At 68.7% G+C, this 18,609-nt stretch carries 18 protein-coding genes; 14 read left to right on the plus strand and 4 right to left on the minus strand.

Annotated elements, in window-relative coordinates:
- Window positions 1–27: 27 nt before the first annotated feature.
- On the plus strand, window positions 28–414 hold the full coding sequence (locus ACQ754_RS07590; protein WP_440996402.1) for a RidA family protein: 387 nt from the start codon (window positions 28–30) through the stop codon (window positions 412–414).
- 6 nt (window positions 415–420) lie between these two features.
- On the plus strand, window positions 421–2,505 hold the full coding sequence (recG, locus tag ACQ754_RS07595) for an ATP-dependent DNA helicase RecG (RefSeq protein ID WP_440996403.1): 2,085 nt from the start codon (window positions 421–423) through the stop codon (window positions 2,503–2,505).
- A 6-nt stretch (window positions 2,506–2,511) separates the two neighbouring features.
- Here the strand turns inward: recG and ubiA are convergent, their stop codons facing one another.
- The 3 genes from ubiA to ACQ754_RS07610 form a co-directional block, all read right to left on the minus strand.
- Window positions 2,512–3,405 (minus strand): 4-hydroxybenzoate octaprenyltransferase, encoded by an 894-nt coding sequence (gene ubiA / locus ACQ754_RS07600; RefSeq protein WP_440996404.1) that lies wholly within the window; start codon window positions 3,403–3,405, stop codon window positions 2,512–2,514.
- On the minus strand, window positions 3,396–3,902 hold the full coding sequence (locus ACQ754_RS07605; RefSeq protein WP_440996405.1) for a chorismate--pyruvate lyase family protein: 507 nt from the start codon (window positions 3,900–3,902) through the stop codon (window positions 3,396–3,398). The genes ubiA and ACQ754_RS07605 overlap by 10 nt, the downstream gene beginning before the upstream one ends.
- Before the next feature lie 100 nt (window positions 3,903–4,002).
- On the minus strand, window positions 4,003–4,722 hold the full coding sequence (locus ACQ754_RS07610) for a double zinc ribbon domain-containing protein (protein ID WP_440996406.1): 720 nt from the start codon (window positions 4,720–4,722) through the stop codon (window positions 4,003–4,005).
- Window positions 4,723–4,777: 55 nt separating this feature from the next.
- Here ACQ754_RS07610 and bioC point away from each other — a divergent pair, with 55 nt between their 5' ends.
- The 5 genes from bioC to ACQ754_RS07635 all read left to right on the plus strand — a co-directional run bounded on the left by bioC (window position 4,778) and on the right by ACQ754_RS07635 (window position 9,833).
- Window positions 4,778–5,629 (plus strand): malonyl-ACP O-methyltransferase BioC, encoded by an 852-nt coding sequence (gene bioC / locus ACQ754_RS07615; protein WP_440996407.1) that lies wholly within the window; start codon window positions 4,778–4,780, stop codon window positions 5,627–5,629.
- Between the two features lie 141 nt (window positions 5,630–5,770).
- Entirely contained in the window at window positions 5,771–6,280 is a 510-nt protein-coding gene (locus ACQ754_RS07620) for a DUF2244 domain-containing protein (protein ID WP_440996408.1), read from the plus strand.
- Between the two features lie 40 nt (window positions 6,281–6,320).
- Window positions 6,321–7,190, plus strand: coding sequence for a cytochrome c oxidase subunit II (gene coxB, locus ACQ754_RS07625; RefSeq protein WP_440996409.1), 870 nt, complete (start codon window positions 6,321–6,323; stop codon window positions 7,188–7,190).
- 27 nt (window positions 7,191–7,217) lie between these two features.
- A complete protein-coding gene (gene ctaD, locus ACQ754_RS07630; protein ID WP_440996410.1) occupies window positions 7,218–8,798 on the plus strand; it encodes a cytochrome c oxidase subunit I in 1,581 nt (526 codons plus the stop codon).
- Window positions 8,799–8,969: 171 nt separating this feature from the next.
- Complete coding sequence (locus ACQ754_RS07635; RefSeq protein ID WP_440996411.1) at window positions 8,970–9,833, plus strand: cytochrome c oxidase subunit 3; 864 nt, start codon at window positions 8,970–8,972, stop codon at window positions 9,831–9,833.
- Window positions 9,834–9,859: 26 nt separating this feature from the next.
- On the opposite strand, the gene ACQ754_RS07640 is transcribed toward ACQ754_RS07635, so the two are convergent.
- Window positions 9,860–10,078, minus strand: coding sequence for a twin transmembrane helix small protein (locus tag ACQ754_RS07640; RefSeq protein WP_440996412.1), 219 nt, complete (start codon window positions 10,076–10,078; stop codon window positions 9,860–9,862).
- 75 nt (window positions 10,079–10,153) lie between these two features.
- Here ACQ754_RS07640 and ACQ754_RS07645 point away from each other — a divergent pair, with 75 nt between their 5' ends.
- From ACQ754_RS07645 to gcvT, 7 genes are all read left to right on the plus strand, one after another.
- On the plus strand, window positions 10,154–10,885 hold the full coding sequence (locus ACQ754_RS07645) for an SURF1 family protein (protein ID WP_440996413.1): 732 nt from the start codon (window positions 10,154–10,156) through the stop codon (window positions 10,883–10,885).
- Window positions 10,869–11,504 (plus strand): hypothetical protein, encoded by a 636-nt coding sequence (locus ACQ754_RS07650; RefSeq protein ID WP_440996414.1) that lies wholly within the window; start codon window positions 10,869–10,871, stop codon window positions 11,502–11,504. The genes ACQ754_RS07645 and ACQ754_RS07650 overlap by 17 nt, the downstream gene beginning before the upstream one ends.
- Before the next feature lie 22 nt (window positions 11,505–11,526).
- Window positions 11,527–12,534 carry a COX15/CtaA family protein gene (locus tag ACQ754_RS07655; RefSeq protein ID WP_440996415.1) on the plus strand — a complete coding sequence of 336 codons (1,008 nt, stop codon included), beginning with the start codon at window positions 11,527–11,529 and terminating at the stop codon, window positions 12,532–12,534.
- Window positions 12,531–13,472 carry a heme o synthase gene (cyoE, locus tag ACQ754_RS07660; RefSeq protein WP_440996416.1) on the plus strand — a complete coding sequence of 314 codons (942 nt, stop codon included), beginning with the start codon at window positions 12,531–12,533 and terminating at the stop codon, window positions 13,470–13,472. The genes ACQ754_RS07655 and cyoE overlap by 4 nt, the downstream gene beginning before the upstream one ends.
- Before the next feature lie 5 nt (window positions 13,473–13,477).
- The gene (locus ACQ754_RS07665; RefSeq protein ID WP_440996417.1) at window positions 13,478–14,332 is read left to right on the plus strand and encodes a LysR substrate-binding domain-containing protein; all 855 of its coding nucleotides are present in this window, start codon (window positions 13,478–13,480) and stop codon (window positions 14,330–14,332) included.
- 127 nt (window positions 14,333–14,459) lie between these two features.
- Entirely contained in the window at window positions 14,460–17,360 is a 2,901-nt protein-coding gene (gene gcvP, locus ACQ754_RS07670) for an aminomethyl-transferring glycine dehydrogenase (protein WP_440996418.1), read from the plus strand.
- A complete protein-coding gene (gene gcvT, locus ACQ754_RS07675; protein WP_440996419.1) occupies window positions 17,357–18,478 on the plus strand; it encodes a glycine cleavage system aminomethyltransferase GcvT in 1,122 nt (373 codons plus the stop codon). The genes gcvP and gcvT overlap by 4 nt, the downstream gene beginning before the upstream one ends.
- Window positions 18,479–18,609: the final 131 nt, after the last annotated feature.

Here is an 18,609-nt window from a genome sequence, read left to right on the forward strand (position 1 = left end):
CACACGAACCATCCTTCGGAGCAAGCGATGTCACGAGAGATCATCCATACCGACGAGGCCCCTGCGGCCATCGGTCCCTATTCCCAGGCGGTGCGCATCGGCGATGTGGTCTACCTCTCCGGGCAGATACCGCTGGATCCGCAGACCATGGAGCTGGTGGGGGGCGGCTTCGAGGCCCAGGCCCGCCAGGTGTTCGCCAATTTGCGGGCGGTGTGCCGTGGCGCCGGTGGTGATCTGGCCGACATCGCGAAGCTCAACATCTACCTTACCGATCTGGGCAACTTCGCCACGGTCAACGAGCTGATGACCGAGCATTTCTCCGAGCCCTATCCCGCGCGGGCCGCCATCGGCGTCGCCGCCCTCCCCAAGGGGGCGCAGGTGGAGATGGAGGCCGTACTGAGCCTGGCCGGCTGAACCGGGATGGCGGCGGCCGGGGCGCTGGCACGGCCGGTGACCGCGCTGCCGCGGGTCGGGCGGCGGCAGGGCGAACGGCTGGCCCGGCTGGGCATCCACCGGGTCGCGGATCTGCTCTTCCACCTGCCGCTGCGCTACGAGGATCGCACCCGGGTGGTCCCCATCGCCGAGCTGCGCCCCGGTGAGGCGCGGCTGGTGGAGGGCAGGGTGCTCCAGTCTTCGGTGGTGCCGGGCCGGCGCCGGCGGCTGGTCTGTCGGCTCGCCGACGCCACCGGGTCGCTGGAGCTGGTCTTCTTCCATTTCTATGCGGCCTGGCAGCGTCGCCTGCAGGCCGGCACGCGGGTGCGGGCCTTCGGCGAGGCCCGGCCGGGAATGGCCGGGATGCAGTTGGTCCACCCGGAGTGGGAGGTGGTGGACGGCGATGCCCCGGAGCCGGTGGCCGAGGGGCTGACCCCCGTGTACCCGGCCACGGAAGGGCTCACCCAGCCGACATTGCGCCGGCTGGTCGGCGAGGCGCTGTCCCTTGGCGAGCATGAGCTCCCGGAGCTGCTGGGCGAGCATATCCGGCGACCGTTGGGGCTCCCCGATCTCCACGGGGCCCTCGCGGTGATCCATCACCCGCCGCCGGACGTAGCGGTGGAATCGCTCACCGAGGGGCGCCACCCTGCGGTCCGGCGACTGGTCTTCGAGGAGCTGCTCGCCCATCGCCTGAGCCTGCTGCGGCTGCGCCACGCCCATCGCCAGGCGCTGCCTGCGCCGGTCCTCCGCGGTGACGGTCGCCTCGCCGGTGCGCTGCGCGAGCGCCTCCCCTTCCGCCTCACCGCGGCCCAGGAGCGGGTGCTCGATGAGGTGCTGGGGGATCTCGGGCAGGATCGGGCCATGCTCCGGCTGGTGCAGGGAGACGTGGGCTCGGGGAAGACCGTGGTCGCCGCCCTGGCGGCCCTGGCCGCGGTGGAGGCCGACTGGCAGGCGGCGGTGATGGCGCCCACGGAGCTGCTCGCCGAGCAGCATCTGCGCGCCTTTCGCGAATGGCTCGCGCCGCTGGGCGTCACTGTCGATCATTTCTCCGGCCGGCTCTCGGGGGCGCGGCGGCGTGAGGCCCTCGCCCGGCTGGCCAGTGGGGGGACCCGGGTGGCGGTGGGCACCCACGCGCTGTTCCAGCCGGAGGTGGCCTTCACCCGCCTCGGCCTGGCAGTGATCGACGAGCAGCACCGCTTCGGGGTCCACCAGCGACTGGCGCTCCGGGACAAGGGGGCGGACGGGGCCGTACAGCCCCACCAGCTGATCATGACCGCCACCCCCATCCCCCGGACGCTGGCCATGACCGCCTATGCTGACCTGGACGTCTCGGTGATCGACGCGCTCCCGCCGGGTCGCCAGCCCGTAACCACCGTGGCCATCCCCGCAGCACGCCGTGACGAGGTGATCGAACGGGTGCGCGCCGCCTGTGCCCAGGGGCGCCAGGCCTACTGGGTGTGTACGCTGGTGGAGGAATCCGAGGCCCTGGAGGCCCAGGCCGCCGAGGAGCGGGCCCGCCACCTCCAGGAGGCATTGCCGGATTTGCGCGTGGGCCTGGTGCACGGCCGCCTCGGTGGCGCCGACAAGGAGGCGGTGATGCGCGCCTTCGAGGACGGCGAGCTGGAGGTGCTGGTGGCGACCACGGTGATCGAGGTGGGGGTGGATGTCCCCAACGCCTCGCTCATGATCATCGAGAATCCGGAGCGGCTGGGACTGGCCCAGCTGCACCAGCTGCGCGGGCGCGTGGGTCGTGGCACAGCGGCGAGCAGCTGCGTGCTCCTGTACCACGGTCCCCTCTCGGAGACGGCCCGGGCACGGCTCGGGGTCCTGCGCGAGAGCAACGACGGGTTCCGCATCGCCGAGCGCGACCTGGCCATCCGCGGGCCCGGCGAGCTGCTCGGCACCCGCCAGACCGGCGCCATGGAGTACCGCATCGCCGACCTCGCCCGGGACCGCGACCTCCTGGACGATGTCCGGCACGAGGCAGGGCGGCTGTTCCACGACGAACCCGAAACCGTCGCTGCCCTCATCGAGCGCTGGGTGGGCGAGGGGGAGCGCTACGCCCAGGCCTGAGCCGGCCTATACCGCATAGGTATAGTGAAGGACGATCCCCAGGAAGATGGCGCCGCCGTACCAGTTGTTGTTCAGGAACGCCTGAAAGCAGGGGCCGCGCTCGCGGTCCCGAATCAGCCAGTGCTGGTAGGCGAACATCGCGGCCCCGACGAGCACCGCCGCGTAGTAGATGGCCGAGAGCCCGGCGGCGACCCCGAGGCCGAGCAGTGCCACGGTCATCACCACCTGGAGGACGCCGATGATGAGCCGGTCCTGCCCGCCGAAGAGGATGGCGGTGGACTTGATGCCGATGCGCAGGTCGTCGTCGCGGTCCACCATCGCGTACTCGGTGTCGTAGATGGTGGCCCAGATCACGGCGATGAGGAATACCAGCCAGGCCAGCGGTGGCAGGGTGTTGGTCTGGGCGGTGAATGCCATGGGTACCGCCCAGCCGAAGGCGGCACCGAGATGCACCTGGGGGAAATGCGTGTAGCGCTTGCCAAACGGATAGCTCGCCGCCAACACCACCGCCGGCAGGGCCATTGCGATGGTGAACGCGTTCATGGTCAGTACCAGGGCGAAGGCCACCAGGCAGAGCAGCACGAACAGCGTCAGCGCCCCCCGCTCGGTGACCCGGCCGGTGGCGAGGGGGCGCTCGCGGGTGCGTTTTACGTGGCCGTCGAAGTCGCGGTCGGCGTAGTCGTTGATCACACAGCCGGCGGCGCGCATCACGAGCACGCCGGCGATGAAGACCGCCAGCACCTCTGGCCGGGGTGGCCCGTTGGCGGCGAGCCACAGCGCCCAGAGCATCGGCCAGAGCAGCAGGAAGTTGCCGATGGGCCGGTTCAGCCGGGCCAGGCGGGCGTAGTCGCCGAGCCGGACGAGCCAGGGGGGAAGGTCTTCTTCCGTGTCTACTGCCATGGTCTCGCTTCGTCGTCGCTGTGCTCTCGCAAGGGTGGCAGGAATGCCTCGCTGACCAGCAGCGCCCGATCACCGGCGCGGAACACCGAGCGTCGGGCCCATCGTGGCCGTACGCCGGCCTGTTCCAAGGCCCGCCGGCAGAGGCCATCGGCCGTGCCGAGGCGGGCCACCTCGATGGGCCCGCGCCGGATGGGATAGCGGCCGAATAGGACACGCCCCAGGGGTGTACGTCCCAACCGGCGCAGGCGCCGCAGCGGTCCGGCCAGGGTCTCCGGCGGGATTACGCTACGGGCGTAGATCCAGGGCTCGGCGCCGTTACACAGCAGGACCTCCCGGATCCATGTGTGGCGGCCCGTCCTGATCCCCAGACGCATGGCCTCATCCCGCCAGGGACGACCCCAGTGCTCGCCGAGCACCACTACATGGAAGCCGCTGCCACAACGGCGACGCATGCGCGCGGTCAGCGACCCCGGTGTCTCGATCCACTGGCGTAACACAGGCGGAAGCCGCCCTCCGGGCGGAGCACCGATGGGTCGCCAATTGTGGGCGCCTGGCAAGCGGGTCTCCTGGTCTCAGGTGGCGGTATTCTGGCACGTGCTAGGGGGCGGGGCCAGGGCCGGCGGGGAGGGTGCGCGCCAGGGCGCACACCCCTATAGGACCTGCCCCGGCCTGCCGAAGCAGCCGTGCCAAGGCGGTCACCGTGGCGCCGGTGGTGACCACGTCGTCGACGATGATCACCGCCCCCGCCGGTGGTGGCCGGCGCAGGGCGAAACGTCCGCGGACGTTGCGTTGTCGCTCCGCTGCGCCGAGGTCCTGCTGGTGCGGGCCCTCGCTGACACGTTGCAGGCATCCGTGCCGCACCGGCAGGCCGAGGTGGCGCGCGATCTCGCTGGCCTGGTTGAAGCCGCGCTCGCGCAGCCGGCGGCGGGCGAGGGGCACCGGCAGCAGCTCGGCATCGCTCCAGGCCGGCAGACACAGCGCCAGGAAGTCGGCGAGCAGCCGTCCGGCGGCCAGGTCCCCATGGTGCTTGAAGGCGTGGATCATACCGGATACCGGTTCGGAATAGGCAAAGGGCGCCACGAGCGTGGCCCACGGTGGTGGCGCTCGACGGCAGCCGTCGCAGGTGTCCCGTTCCCACGCCCGTAACGGCAGGCCGCAGCGCCGGCAGGGTCGCTCCAGCCAGGGCAGGGAGCGGCGGCAGGCGGCACAGAGCTCCGGGTCCTGTTCCGGGGGCTCGCCGCAGAGACGGCAGCGGGGGGCAAGGAGGGTCGCGGCAAGGCGGCCACCCACCCGTCCCAGGATTCCGTTCCTGTCCATGACCCGATCATACGGTAGGATGACCGTCTGTTGTCCACCGGCAGACAGGGGTGACATGGCGGAAGGGCAGGATGTTCGGGTGCGCCCCGCGGCCTTCGAGCGGGCCGCGGCCACCTATGACGAGGCCGCGGCACTGCAGCAGGAGGTGGGGCGGCGACTGGTGGAGCGCTTCGAGCTGCTGCGCGTTGAACCAACCGCGGTGCTGGATATCGGGGCGGGCACCGGCACGACGACGCGGCTGCTGATGGAGCGTTACCGGCGCGCGCGGTTCACCGCGCTGGACCCCGCCCTCGCCATGCTCCGCAGTGCCCGCCGCCGGGCCCCGCGTTGGCGGCGTCTGCGTACGGTGGCCGGCCGTGCCGAGGCCCTGCCGCTGGCCACGGAGAGCTTCGACATCGTCTTCTCCAACCTGGCATTGCACTGGGTGACGGATCTCGCGGCGGCATTTGCCGATATCCGCCGGGTGCTTCGGCCGGGGGGTGTGCTCATGTTTACCGCCTTTGGCCCGGACACGCTCGCCGAGCTCCGGGATGCCTGGGCGGCGGTGGACGGCAGCACCCGGGTCAACACCTTCGTGGATATGCATGATATCGGCGATGCCATGGCCCGGGCGCGGCTCGCGGAGCCGGTCATGGACATGGAACGCCTTACCCTGACCTACGCCGGCCCGGAGGCGTTGCTCCATGAGCTCCGCGACACGGGCTCCCACGCCATTGCCAGCGCGCGTCCGCGGGGACTGACCACGCCGCGGCGGCTGCAGGCGATGTACGCGGCCTACCCGCGCGGCGCTGCGGACGGCTCGGACCGGATCGCCGCCACCTACGAGATCATCTATGGACACGCCTGGGGCACGGGCGAGATCTTCCGCCCCGGTGAGCGTGCGCAGGCCGCTACGGCGTCGCCATGAGCCGCATCCGACTTGATTGAGATCATGGCAACGAAGAGAATTGGCGGGGAGCACCCGCTTGCGCGCCCCTGCGATTCCCCTAGAATACACGGCGGCCTGCGGCGGGGCCGCTCCTGCGGGAGGCGGCACGAGGTATCATCGATGAGTGTGAGCGCGGGTCCGGGCCCGGAGGAAGGGACCTACCGGTTTGTGCTCCGGCCGGCATTCGGCGGACACTGGCCGGAGACGGTGCGCTGCTTCGCGGTGATCGTGATCGTGGCCCTTGGTGTCGCGCTGGTGTTCACATGGCTCGGCTTTTGGCCGATCCTGCCCTTCGCAGGACTGGAGCTCTCGGCGCTCGGCTGGGCGCTGTATGTCTCCGCACGGCGCGAGCTGGACACTGAGGTGGTGACTGTGGGGGATACCTGGGTGCGCATCGAAAAGGGACGCCGCCGCCCGGAGTCGCAATGGCGGCTGGATCGCTACTTCAGTGAGGTCTGGCTGGAGGATACGGGGCGCCGGCCGGGGGCGCCGCGCCTGTTCGTCCGCTGTGGCGGTGAGCGCGTCGAGCTTGGCAGCTTCCTCCTCGAGGACGATCGCAGGAACCTGGCCCGGCAGCTGCGCCGGTGCATTGGCCCGGTGGCCAGCGCGGGGATTCGTCCGGCCGCCTGAGCGCGAGGCCGGTGACCATCCATTCGGGAGAGAGTAGGGGATGATTCGAAACAAACGGAATGCCTGGGGCCGCGGCGCGCTGTCCCTGGGGCTGCTTTCCGCAGCACCGCCGGTGTTCGCCGACTGGGCCCTGAACATGCCCCGGGGCGTGACCGAGACCAGCGAGAGCGTCTACGGCCTGCACATGACCATCTTCTGGATCAGCGTGGTGATCGGGATCCTGGTCTTCGGGGCCATCTTCTACTCCATATACATGCATCGGAAGTCCCGGGGCGCCCGGCCCGCGAAGTTCCACCACAATACCGCGGTGGAGATCGTGTGGACGGTGATACCGCTGCTCATCCTCGTCGCCATGGCCGTCCCGGCCACCGGGGTGCTCATCGAAATGGAAGATACCTCGGAGGCCGAGATGACCATCAAGGTCACCGGCTATCAGTGGAAGTGGGGCTATGAGTACATGGACGAGGGCATACAGTTCCTGAGTTCCCTGGATTCGGAGAGCGACCGCGCCCGCCAGGTGGGTTCCGGGGTCGACCCTGCCAGCGTGGAGAATTATCTCCTCGAGGTGGATAACCGGTTGGTGGTGCCCACGGATACCAAGATCCGGTTCATGATCACCGCCGCCGACGTGATCCACTCTTGGTGGGTGCCGGAGCTCGGTTGGAAGAAGGACGCCATCCCCGGCTACATCAACGAGACCTGGACGGAGATCAAGGAGCCGGGCGTGTACCGGGGTAAGTGCGCCGAGCTCTGCGGCCGGGATCACGGCTTCATGCCCGTGGTGGTGGAGGCGGTGGAGCCTGAAGAGTTCGAGCGCTGGCTCGAGGAGCGCAAGAACGGTGGCACGGCCGGCGAGCAGGCGGCCGCGGACGCCACCGGCTCCGATGAAACCCTGGTTGCCGCGCGGTAACGACTGATCGCTTAGGAGGAAGCCCCCATGAGTGTGACTTCACACGACGTGGCACACGGACACGAGCACAGCCAGGGATTCATTCGCCGCTGGCTGATGTCCACCAATCACAAGGATATCGGCACCCTCTACTTGGTGACGGCGCTGATCGCGCTGTTCGTGGGTGGGGCCATGGCCATGGTGATCCGCGCGGAGCTGTTCCAGCCGGGCATGCAGGTGGTTGATCCCTATTTCTTCAACCAGATGACCACCATGCATGGGCTGATCATGATCTTCGGGGCGGTGATGCCGGCCTTCGTCGGTCTGGCCAACTGGATGGTCCCGATGATGGTCGGGGCGCCGGACATGGCGCTGCCGCGCATGAACAACTTCAGCTTCTGGCTGCTGCCGGTGGGTCTGCTGATCCTCGCCTCCACGCTGCTGATGCCCGGCGGCGCCCCCGCCGGCGGCTGGACCATGTATCCCCCGCTGGTGCTGCAGACGGGGCAGGCCTTTCCGTTCCTGATCTTCGGCATCCACATCCTGGGTATCAGCTCGATCATGGGCGCGATCAACGTCATCGCCACGGTGCTTAACATGCGCGCCCCGGGGATGACGCTGATGAAGATGCCGATGTTCGTGTGGACCTGGCTGATCACCGCCTTCCTGCTGATCGCCGTGATGCCCGTGCTGGCCGGGGCCATCACCATGCTGCTCACCGATCAGTTCTTCGGCACCACCTTCTTCAGCGCCGCCGGCGGTGGTGACCCGGTGCTCTATCAGCATATCTTCTGGTTCTTCGGGCACCCCGAGGTCTACATCATGATCCTGCCGGCGTTCGGCATCGTCTCGCAGATCGTGCCGACGTTCGCGCGCAAGCCGCTGTTCGGCTATGCCTCCATGGTCTATGCGACGGCGTCCATCGCGTTCCTGTCCTTCATCGTCTGGGCCCACCATATGTTCACCGTGGGCATCCCGCTCGCCGGTGAGCTGTTCTTCATGTACGCGACCATGCTGATCGCGGTACCGACGGGGGTGAAGGTGTTCAACTGGGTGGCGACCATGTGGCGTGGGGCGATGACCTTCGAGACGCCCATGCTCTTCGCCCTGGGCTTCATCATCCTGTTCACCATCGGCGGCTTCTCGGGCCTGATGCTCGCCATCGCCCCGGCGGACTTCCAGTACCACGACACCTACTTCGTGGTGGCGCACTTCCACTATGTGCTCGTCACGGGCGCGCTGTTCTCCATCATCGCCGCGGTCTACTACTGGCTGCCGAAGTGGACCGGCGTGATGTACGACGAGCGCCTCGGCCAGTGGCACTTCTGGTTGTCGGTGGTCTTCGTCAACCTGCTGTTCTTCCCGCAGCACTTCCTCGGACTGGCCGGCATGCCGCGGCGTATCCCGGATTACTCCGTGCAGTTCACGGACTGGAACATGGTCTCCAGTATCGGCGCCTTCGGCTTCGGGCTCTCGCAGGTGCTGTTCGCCTATATCGTGATCCGCTGCATGAACGGCGTCGGTGAGAAGGCCGGAGCCCGCTGCTGGGAGGGCGCTGAGGGGCTGGAATGGGAGGTGCCGTCGCCGGCGCCGCACCACACCTTCGACACGCCGCCGGAGGTCCGCTGAACGGCGGACCCCATGGGTTGGCAATGACGCAGAGTCAACGACATAAGGAGCGCCGGCGGGGGATCTGGATCACGGTGGTAGTCCTGGTCCTGCTGGTGCTCGGCTTCTACATCGGGACCTTCGTGTCCAACATGTGACCGGGTCCCCGTGAACGCGGGAGAGGAAGGGTAGATGGCACACGCAGAGGGTGGGGGGTACTACGTCCCCGAATACAGCTACTGGCCGTTCGTCGCCAGCATCGGCCTGCTGGCCATGGGCACGGGCGCGGGTGGTTTCCTGCAGGGCCTTGACTGGGGCGGCTATGTGTTGGGCCTCGGTACCGCCATTATGCTGGTGGTGTTCTTCGGCTGGTTCGGCAGCGTCATCCGGGAGGGCCTGTCCGGGTTATACAGCGACCAGGTGGATATCTCCTTCCGTTGGGGGATGATTTGGTTCATCTTCTCGGAGGTGATGTTCTTCGGCGCCTTCTTCGGCGCCCTGTTCTATGCGCGGTTGCTCTCGGTGCCGTGGCTGAGCGGCGAGGACCCGGCCACCAGCAAGTTCCTGTGGGACTCCGTGGTGCTGAGTTGGCCCACCGCGGGACCGGGGATGACGGATCTCGAGTTCCGTCCCATGGGCCCATGGCCGCTACCCACCATCAACACGATTATCCTCCTCACCTCGGGGGTGACCCTGACCATCGCCCATCATGCCCTCAAGGCCGGCGAGCGCGGCAAGCTCGTCGCGGGGATGTGGGCGACGGTGGCCCTCGGCACCGCCTTCATCCTGCTGCAGGGCTATGAGTATTACGAGGCCTGGACCCACCTCAACCTGCAGCTCGATACCGGTATCTACGGCTCCACCTTCTTCATGCTCACCGGATTCCACGGCGCTCACGTGATCATGGGAACGATCATGCTGGTAGTGATCACGTTGCGCTGTATGCGGGGCCATTTCAGCGCCGATAACCACTTCGGCTTCGAGGGTGTGGCCTGGTACTGGCACTTCGTGGACGTGGTCTGGCTAGGGCTCTTCATCTTCGTCTACATCCTGTAGACGGCGGCACTGAGGGTGCGGGCCCGTTAGGACAGCGGGCTCGCGTTCGGCTGTAGCACGCCCGTGAACAGTGCCAGGAGGATGAGCGCGAACAGCACCACGGAGAGGCTGATCCGCACGGTCAGTGCGTTCAGGGTACGACGGCTTTGGCTGCGGTCCTGAACGAGGAAGAACAGTCCCGAACCAAGGCTGGCAATGATCGCCAGCAGGGTGATGACGATTCCCGCCTTGATCAATAGAGTCATCGGATATTCTCGCCGCGTCACTGGGTGGTATGGCCCCCATTGTACGCGACCGTGCGGGAAGGGGCGGAAGCCGGCGTGAGCCGGCGCCGTCTCGCCTTCCGCCCGCGGCTGCTGCCGAGCCTCGTCACGGCATTGCTGTTGCCTGTGTTGCTCGGTCTCGGGTTTTGGCAGCTCGACCGGGCGGACCAGAAGCGGGAGATCATCGAGGCCCGACAGGCGGCCGCCGAGGCCCCGGCGGTGGACCTCAACGCCGGCCTCCCCACCGCCGACGACGCGCGGTTCCGGCTCGCCGGGGCGCGCGGCCGCTTCGACGGTGAGCGCCAGTTCCTGCTTGAGAACCAGGTGCGCGATGGCGTGCTTGGCTACCGGATCATCACCCCGTTGCGCCTTGAGGGCGGGCACGAGGCGATACTCGTGGACCGGGGGTGGGTGGCGGCGCCGGCGAGTCGTCGGCATCTGCCCGATACCCGGGTGGATAGTGGGGAGCGGGAGGTCACCGGGCGGTTGGGCAAGGGGCCGTCGGTGGGCCTTCGGATGGGGCCCGCCTATGCCGGCGATGGCGGCTGGCCGCGGCGGGTGCAGTACTTGGATTTCGAGGCCATGGACGAGGCGCTGCCCTATGCCGTGCCGCACTATCTGCTGCGCACCGGTGCCGGGGCGGCGGAGGCGCGGCCGGAGGGGATGCGCTTCGGCCCGGAGCGGCACCACGGGTATGCCGTGCAGTGGTTCGCCCTGGCGACCGCCCTGGTGGTGATTTACATCGGCGTCAACCTGCGCCGCAGGAAGGACCATGAGCAGCACAGTTAACACCCATCGCGGGCGCTGGCAGATCGTCATCCTTGCGCTGGTGTTCTTCGGCCCCGCGATCCTCGCCTGGGTGCTGGTGATCAGCGGGTGGCGGCCCGGAGCTACCACCAACCACGGGGTGCTCGTCGAGCCGCCGGTCCGCCAGGCGGCCGAGGGCTGGCGCACCCGCAGCGGTGAGACCCTGGACGATGCATGGTTCACCGGCCACTGGAGCTGGGTGGTGCCCGTGTCGGGCGGCTGCACGGAGGCGTGCACCGAGATGCTCGACGAGCTCCGCCGTGCGCGCATCGCCCTAAACCAGGACGCGGACCGCGTGAGCGTTGTCCTCCTCCAGCCCCGCGGGGCCGATCGGTTGCCGGCGCCGGATCGGTTCCCCGCCCTGGTGGAGGTGACGGCCCCGGCGAAGGTGCTCGAAGGGTTGCTGGAGGATACCCCCGACGACGGCACCGCCGGGCGTGGGCTGTTCATCGTCGATTACCTGGGCTTCCGGATGATGACCTATCCGATGCCGCTGGACAGCAAAGGGCTGCTGGAGGACACCGAGCAGCTCCTGGAGATCGCCAAGGAGGAGGTGGAGGATTATCAGCAACTGGAGAAGGCCGGCGCCGTATCCCGGTGAGCGTCGGTCCGGAGGCTAACAGGTGAGATCTCGCGGCTTATTCCTGCGCCTGTCCCTGCTGGCAACGGCGTTGACACTGGTGGTGGTGGTGCTGGGTGCCTACGTTCGCCTGTCGGACGCCGGCCTCGGCTGTCCGGACTGGCCGGGCTGCTACGGTCGCCTCACCGTGCCGGCGGGGGAGGGCGAGGTTGCTGCCGCCAACGCGGCCTTTCCCGAGCGGCCGGTGGAGATGGCCAAGGGCTGGAAGGAGATGGTGCACCGCTACGTGGCCGGTGCCCTGGGGCTGCTGGTGTTCGCTCTGGCGCTGCTGGCCTGGCGCAACCGGCAGGACCCGCACCAGCCCCTGGCCATCCCGCTGTTGCTGGTGGCGGTCATCCTGTTCCAGGCGCTCCTCGGGATGTGGACGGTGACCTGGAAGCTCAAGCCATTCATCGTCATGGCGCACCTGCTTGGCGGGCTCGCGACGCTGTCCCTGCTGGCCTGGCAGACCCTCCGCGTCGTGGGGGGAGCGGGGGCACTCCAACTGCCGCCCATGCAGCGCGGCTTCCTCGTGTTCGCCACGGCGCTGCTGGTCGGCCAGATCGCCCTCGGTGGCTGGACCAGTGCCAACTACGCGGCCCTCGCCTGCAACGAGCTGCCCGCCTGCACCCAGGGCGAGCTATGGCCCGCCGACGCGGACTTCGCCGGCGGCTTCGAGCTTTGGCACGGCATCGGCCCGGACTACGAGTTCGGCCGGCACCTGAGCCGTGAGGCCAAGGTGGCGATCCACCTGGCCCATCGTGGCGGTGCGGTGGTCGTGCTGTTGGCCCTGCTCGCCCTCGCCGCGATGCTCGCGGGCCGCGGCGGTTTCGCTCGCGCCGGGGGCCTCGCGCTCGGCGCCGGTGTGACCCTGCAGTTCCTGCTCGGGCTCAGCAATGTGCAGTTCAGCTTGCCCCTGGGCGTGGCGGTGGCGCACAATGCGCTCGCTGCCCTTTTGCTTGTGCTGCTGGTCGCCTTGAACCACCACGCACATCCGAGCCGCCTGTCATGAACCACACCGCATCCGTGGCCACCAGTACCGATTTGCCCGCGCACCGGCACTTGATCCGCCACTGGCGTGACTACTACGAGCTGTGCAAGCCCGGGGTAGTGGCGCTGATGGTCTTTACCGCCGTGGTCGGCGAATTGCTGGCGGTGGAGGGGGCCGTGCCGTGGCGCGCGCTCACCCTGGGGAACTTGGGCATCGCCCTGGCCGCGGCCTCCGCGGCCGCGGTGAATCACCTGGTGGACCGGGGCATCGACGCACGCATGGCACGCACCCGGGGCCGCCCATTGCCGAGCGGCCACATCCGGTTGCCCCACGCCGTGGCCTTCGCTGCGGTGCTCGGGGCGGCCGGGCTCGGCATCCTCTATGCCTTCGTCAATCCGCTGACCGCAGCGCTGACATTCGGCTCGCTGCTCGGCTACGCGGTGATCTATACCCTGTTCCTCAAGCGCGCGACCCCCCAGAACATCGTCATCGGCGGGGCGGCGGGCGCCGCGCCGCCCGTGCTCGGGTGGACGGCGGTGACAGGCACGGTGGATCCCCATGCGCTGCTGCTGTTCCTGATTATCTTCACCTGGACGCCGCCCCACTTCTGGGCACTCGCCATCCACCGCCGCGAGGAGTACGCGAAGGCCGACATCCCCATGCTTCCCGTGACCCACGGGGATCGCTTCACGCGCTGGCACGTGCTTTTCTATACGCTGTTGCTGGTGGCGGTGACCGCACTCCCCTTCGCTACCGGTATGAGCGGCTGGGTCTACTTCCTCGGTGCCATGGCCCTGGGGGCGGTGTACCTGTACTACGGCGGGGCGATGCTGGTCAGTGATGATCCCTCGCTGCCGATGCGCTCCTTCGGCTACTCCATCATCTACCTGATGGCGCTGTTCGCACTGCTGCTCTTGGATCACTACCTGCCGGTGATGCTCCGCCTGCTCGGGGGCTGAGGCGCGTGGACTATCTCCCCACGGAGCTGCTCCGGACGTTCGTGCTGGTCGCCGAATCGGAGGGGTTCACCCGGGCCGGCGAGCGACTGGGGCGCTCGCAGCCGGCGGTTAGCCTGCAGATCAAGCGGCTGGAGGCCCTGGTCGGCCAAACCCTGCTGGTGCGCGATGGCCGCCAGCTCCGGCCCACCCCCGCCGGCGAGACCCTGCTCGCTTACGCCCAGCGTATCCTCGCCCTCAACCGGGAGGCGCTCGGGCGCCTACACGAGCCCGAGCTGGCGGGCACCGTGCGGCTGGGGGTTCCGAACGAGTTCGCCAGCTCCTTCCTGCCCGGCATCCTCGGCAAGTTCGCCCAGGCCCACCCCAACGTGAACCTCGAGGTCACCTGCGACCTGAGTACCCGGCTCCTGGCCCGGCGGGAGCGCGACGAGCTGGATCTGGTCTTCGCCCTCCATGCCGACGGCGCCGTTGCTGCCGACGGCGGCGGGTGGACGGAGGAGCTGGTCTGGGTGGCGAGCCCCCGGCACGATGCCCATGAGCAGGTGCCGGTGCCGTTGGTGGTGGCCCCGGAGGGCTGCGTCTACCGCGGGCGCATCCTGGCCCGACTCGAGGAGGCCGGGGTGAGCTGGCGGGTGGCCTACACCTGTGCCAGCTTCGGAGGGATCCGCGCGGGTGTGTTGGCCGGGCTCGGCGTGACGGTGCTGGCGCGCAGCATCGTCCCTCCAGGGCTGCAGGCCATTCCCTCCGCCGGTCACCTCCCGGCGCTGGCACCGGTGCGGGTGCGCCTGCACTACGATGTGGACCATGCTACGGACGCCATCCGCGCACTGGTCGCCCACATGTCGGCCCACTGGGAAGGATAGCCGGCATTTGGGAAATTTATCCCGCCATTGGTACTATTGATTTAACAAATCAACCATCCGCAGCTACCTTTAGGGTATCAATCGCCCTAGACGGCGCCACGCCGTCCCGACCCAAGCGAGGCGAGCCATGAGTGACTCCCGTACCCCCCTCGACGCCCTGGAGGCCCACGACGAGTTCATCGCCCGTCATATCGGCCCCCGTGGTGCAGAGCATCAGTCGATGCTGGACGCCATCGGCAAGGACAGCCTGGACGCCCTGATCGACCGTGCCGTCCCCGCCGATATCCGCGCGGAGCGGGCGCTGCCCCTGGAGGGCCCGGTGAGCGAGGCCGAGGCGCTCGCGGAGCTCGAGGCGATGGCGGCGCGGAATACCGTCAAGCGCCCGTTCATCGGGGCCGGATACTACGGCACCCATACCCCGACGGTGATCCAGCGCAACGTCCTGGAGAACCCGGGCTGGTATACGGCGTACACGCCCTATCAGCCGGAGATCTCCCAGGGACGGCTGGAGGCCCTGCTCAACTTTCAGACCATGGTCATGGACCTCACGGCGATGGAGATCGCCAATGCCTCCCTGCTCGACGAGGCCACTGCCGCGGCGGAGGCCATGACCCTCTGCCAGCGGGTGAATCGTCGGAGCAAGAGCAACGTTTTCGTGATCGATGCTAACGCCCACCCGCAGACCATCGACGTGCTGCGGGGGCGAGCGGAGCCGTTGGGGATCGAGCTGGTGGTCGCCGACCCCGCCTCAGGGCTGCCGGAGGAGGGCTGTTTCGGTGTCCTGATCCAGTATCCCGGCACCGACGGCGCCGTGGTCGATCCGTCGCCGGCGATCCGTGCCGCCCATGACGCCGGTGCCCTTGCGGTGGTGGCCACGGACCTGCTGGCCCTCACCCTTCTCACCCCGCCCGGCGAGCTCGGCGCCGACGTGGTAGTGGGCAGCGCCCAGCGCTTCGGCGTGCCGCTGTTCTTCGGCGGCCCCCATGCCGCGTTCATGGCGACCCGCGACAAGCACAAGCGCGCGCTGCCGGGCCGCTTGGTGGGGGTCTCGGTGGACAGCCATGGCGATCCCGCCTACCGGCTGGCGCTACAGACCCGCGAACAGCACATCCGCCGGGAAAAGGCTACCAGCAACATCTGTACGGCCCAGGCCCTGCTCGCCGTGATCGCGGCGATGTACGCGGTCTACCACGGGCCGCGGGGGCTGGAGCGTATCGCGTGGCGGGTCCACCGGCTCACCGCCGCCCTGGCCCAGGGGCTCACCGACGCCGGTTGGCGGCTTGCCGGTGAGGCCTTCTTCGACACCCTCACCGTGGAGGCCGGGGAGCGCGCCGCCGCCTGCCTGGAGGCGGCCGATGCGGCGGGTTATAACCTCCGCGACTTCGGTGACGGCCGGATCGGTATCGCCCTGGACGAGACCGCTACCCGGGAGGACGTGGCGGCGGTGCTGGGCGCCTTTACCGGTGACGACGGCGTGGATGTCGAGGCCCTGGACCGGGCGGCGGATTCGGCGCTGCCGGCGGCGCTGGCCCGACGCAGTGACTACCTCACCCATCCGGTGTTCAACACCCACCATTCCGAGACGGAGATGCTCCGTTACCTGCGCCGGCTGGGGGATTACGATCTGGCGCTGGACCGGGCCATGATCCCGCTGGGTTCGTGCACCATGAAGCTCAACGCCACCACGGAGATGTTACCGGTCTCCTGGCGTGGGTTCAGCGGTATCCATCCCTTCGCCTCGGCCAAGCAGGCCGCGGGCTACCGGGAGCTGTTCGCGGACCTGGAGCGCATGCTCTGCGCCATCACCGGCTACGAGGCGGTTTCCCTGCAGCCCAATGCCGGCGCCCAGGGCGAATACGCGGGCCTGCACGCGATCCGTGCCTACCACCATGACCGCGGCGAGTCCCAGCGGGATGTCTGTCTCATCCCCAGCTCCGCCCACGGCACCAACCCGGCGTCAGCGCAGATGGCCGGTATGCGCGTGGTGGTGGTGCATTGCGACGCCGACGGCAATATCGACATCGATGACCTGCGCGCCAAGACCGCCGAGCACAGCGAGCGGCTGGCGGCGATCATGATCACCTATCCTTCCACCCATGGCGTGTTCGAGGCCACGGTGCGCGAGGTCTGCGACATCGTCCACGAGCACGGCGGCCAGGTCTATATCGACGGGGCGAATCTCAACGCCATGGTGGGGCTGACCCGGCCGGGGGACTTTGGCGGCGATGTCTCCCACGTCAACCTCCACAAGACCTTCTGCATCCCCCACGGTGGCGGCGGCCCCGGGGTCGGGCCCATCGGCGTGCGTGCCCACCTGGCGCCCTATCTGCCGGGCCATCGCTACAGCGACAGCGACGCCGGTGCCCCGGCGGTGGCGGCCGCCCCGTGGGGCAGCGCCGGAATCCTGCCCATCTCCTGGGCCTATATCCGGCTCATGGGGGCGGAGGGGCTCACCGAGGCCACCCGCGTGGCCATCCTCAACGCGAACTACATCGCCGCCCGGCTGCGGGATCACTACCCGGTGCTCTACACCGGCGCCGACGGGCTGGTGGCCCACGAGTGCATCATCGACCTGCGGCCCATCAAGGAGGAGACGGGGGTGACCGTCGATGATGTGGCCAAGCGCCTCATCGACTACGGCTTCCACGCCCCGACCATGTCCTTCCCGGTGGCGGGGACGCTGATGATCGAGCCCACCGAGAGTGAGCCCCTGGCGGAGCTGGATCGATTCTGCGACGCGATGATCGCCATTCGGGAGGAGATCCGTGCGGTGGCGGATGGGCGTGTCCCGGTGGACGAGAGCCCGCTGCGGCATGCGCCCCATACCGCGGCGGACCTGGTAAGCGAGTGGGACCGTCCCTATGACCGGGAGACGGCGGTATTCCCGCTACCCGACCAGCGCCACGGCAAATACTGGTCGCCGGTGGGGCGGGTGGACAACGTCTACGGGGATCGCAATCTAGTCTGCGCCTGCCCGCCCATGGAAGACTATATGGACGCGGCGGAGAAGAAGGGGGCGCGGGCATGAGCGAGACGGACGATACTCTCCGAGAGGTCCCGCTGGATGCGCTGCACCGGGAGCTGGGGGCGACGATGGTCCCCTTCGCTGGCTACGCCATGCCGGTGAGTTATCCCCTGGGGGTGATGAAGGAGCACCTGCACACCCGTGAGCGGGCCGGGTTGTTCGATGTCTCCCACATGGGCCAGGTCCGGCTCTACGGCGACCAGGCCGCCGCGGCCCTGGAGGGGCTGACCACCGGCAACATCATCGGCCTGAAGCCCGGGCGGCAGCGCTATACGCTGTTCACCAACGAAGCCGGCGGCATCCTCGACGACTTCATGGTCTGCAACGCCGGCGATTATCTGCAGCTGGTGGTCAACGCCGCCTGCAAGGAGGCGGATCTCGCCCATCTGCGCGCCAATCTCGATGACCAGGTCTGGGTGGAACCGCTGGAGGACCGTGCCCTGCTGGCACTCCAGGGGCCGGAGGCCGCCGCGGTCCTCGCGGAGATCGCCCCGGAGACCACGGAGATGGTGTTCATGGATGCCCGGGTGGTGGCCGTGGACGGCATCGAGTGCTTCGTCACCCGTTCCGGCTACACCGGCGAGGACGGCTTCGAGATCTCGGTGCCCGCGGCCTCCGCCGAGACCCTGGCCCGGCGTCTGCTCGCCTTCGACGCGGTGGAGCCCATCGGGCTCGGCGCCCGGGATTCGTTGCGCCTGGAGGCGGGTCTGTGCCTGTATGGCCACGACATGGATACCGAAACCACCCCCGTGGAGGCGAGCCTGGACTGGGCGATCTCCAAGCTGCGGAGGCCGGGTGGCAGCCGCGAGGGCGGTTACCCCGGCGCCGAGGTGATCGCCCGGCAGCTGCAGTATGGCGTTGCGCGCCGTCGTGTCGGGCTCCGACCCGAGGGCCGGGCGCCGGTGCGGGAAGGGGCACCCCTGCAGGACGGCGACGGCCGGGAGATCGGCCGGGTCACCAGTGGCGGCTTTGGCCCCAGCGTCGGCGCCCCCGTGGCCATGGGCTACGTGGCCACGGAGCTGACGGAACCGGGCACCGAGGTCACCGCCGTGGTCCGCGGCCGGGAGCGGCCGGTCACTGTCAGCGAAACCCCCTTCATCCGGCCCTCCTACCGACGCTAAGTTGGGACGTGGCCACGGATGGACACGGAGTAACAGGCTACGAAGGCCGTAGAAAACGAGGGGACGCCGAGTTACGGATCGGCGACGGCTTTATAGGGGTACCGCACGGCGTTCATTGTCCCGCGTAAGGC

Origin of the sequence: Arhodomonas sp. SL1 (assembly GCF_052060015.1) — a bacterium.
Lineage (GTDB): Bacteria > Pseudomonadota > Gammaproteobacteria > Nitrococcales > Nitrococcaceae > Arhodomonas.

What these genes read in the sequence shown, in the direction of transcription:
- cyoE (WP_440996416.1), top strand. Translation starts at nt 12,531, where the DNA reads ATGAACCACACCGCATCCGTGGCCACCAGTACCGATTTGCCCGCGCAC.
- ctaD (WP_440996410.1), top strand. Translation starts at nt 7,218, where the DNA reads ATGAGTGTGACTTCACACGACGTGGCACACGGACACGAGCACAGCCAG.
- recG (WP_440996403.1), top strand. Translation starts at nt 421, where the DNA reads ATGGCGGCGGCCGGGGCGCTGGCACGGCCGGTGACCGCGCTGCCGCGG.
- ACQ754_RS07650 (WP_440996414.1), top strand. Translation starts at nt 10,869, where the DNA reads ATGAGCAGCACAGTTAACACCCATCGCGGGCGCTGGCAGATCGTCATC.
- coxB (WP_440996409.1), top strand. Translation starts at nt 6,321, where the DNA reads ATGATTCGAAACAAACGGAATGCCTGGGGCCGCGGCGCGCTGTCCCTG.
- ubiA (WP_440996404.1), bottom strand. Translation starts at nt 3,405, where the DNA reads ATGGCAGTAGACACGGAAGAAGACCTTCCCCCCTGGCTCGTCCGGCTC.
- ACQ754_RS07620 (WP_440996408.1), top strand. Translation starts at nt 5,771, where the DNA reads ATGAGTGTGAGCGCGGGTCCGGGCCCGGAGGAAGGGACCTACCGGTTT.
- ACQ754_RS07590 (WP_440996402.1), top strand. Translation starts at nt 28, where the DNA reads ATGTCACGAGAGATCATCCATACCGACGAGGCCCCTGCGGCCATCGGT.
- gcvT (WP_440996419.1), top strand. Translation starts at nt 17,357, where the DNA reads ATGAGCGAGACGGACGATACTCTCCGAGAGGTCCCGCTGGATGCGCTG.
- gcvP (WP_440996418.1), top strand. Translation starts at nt 14,460, where the DNA reads ATGAGTGACTCCCGTACCCCCCTCGACGCCCTGGAGGCCCACGACGAG.
- ACQ754_RS07640 (WP_440996412.1), bottom strand. Translation starts at nt 10,078, where the DNA reads ATGACTCTATTGATCAAGGCGGGAATCGTCATCACCCTGCTGGCGATC.
- bioC (WP_440996407.1), top strand. Translation starts at nt 4,778, where the DNA reads ATGGCGGAAGGGCAGGATGTTCGGGTGCGCCCCGCGGCCTTCGAGCGG.
- ACQ754_RS07610 (WP_440996406.1), bottom strand. Translation starts at nt 4,722, where the DNA reads ATGGACAGGAACGGAATCCTGGGACGGGTGGGTGGCCGCCTTGCCGCG.
- ACQ754_RS07635 (WP_440996411.1), top strand. Translation starts at nt 8,970, where the DNA reads ATGGCACACGCAGAGGGTGGGGGGTACTACGTCCCCGAATACAGCTAC.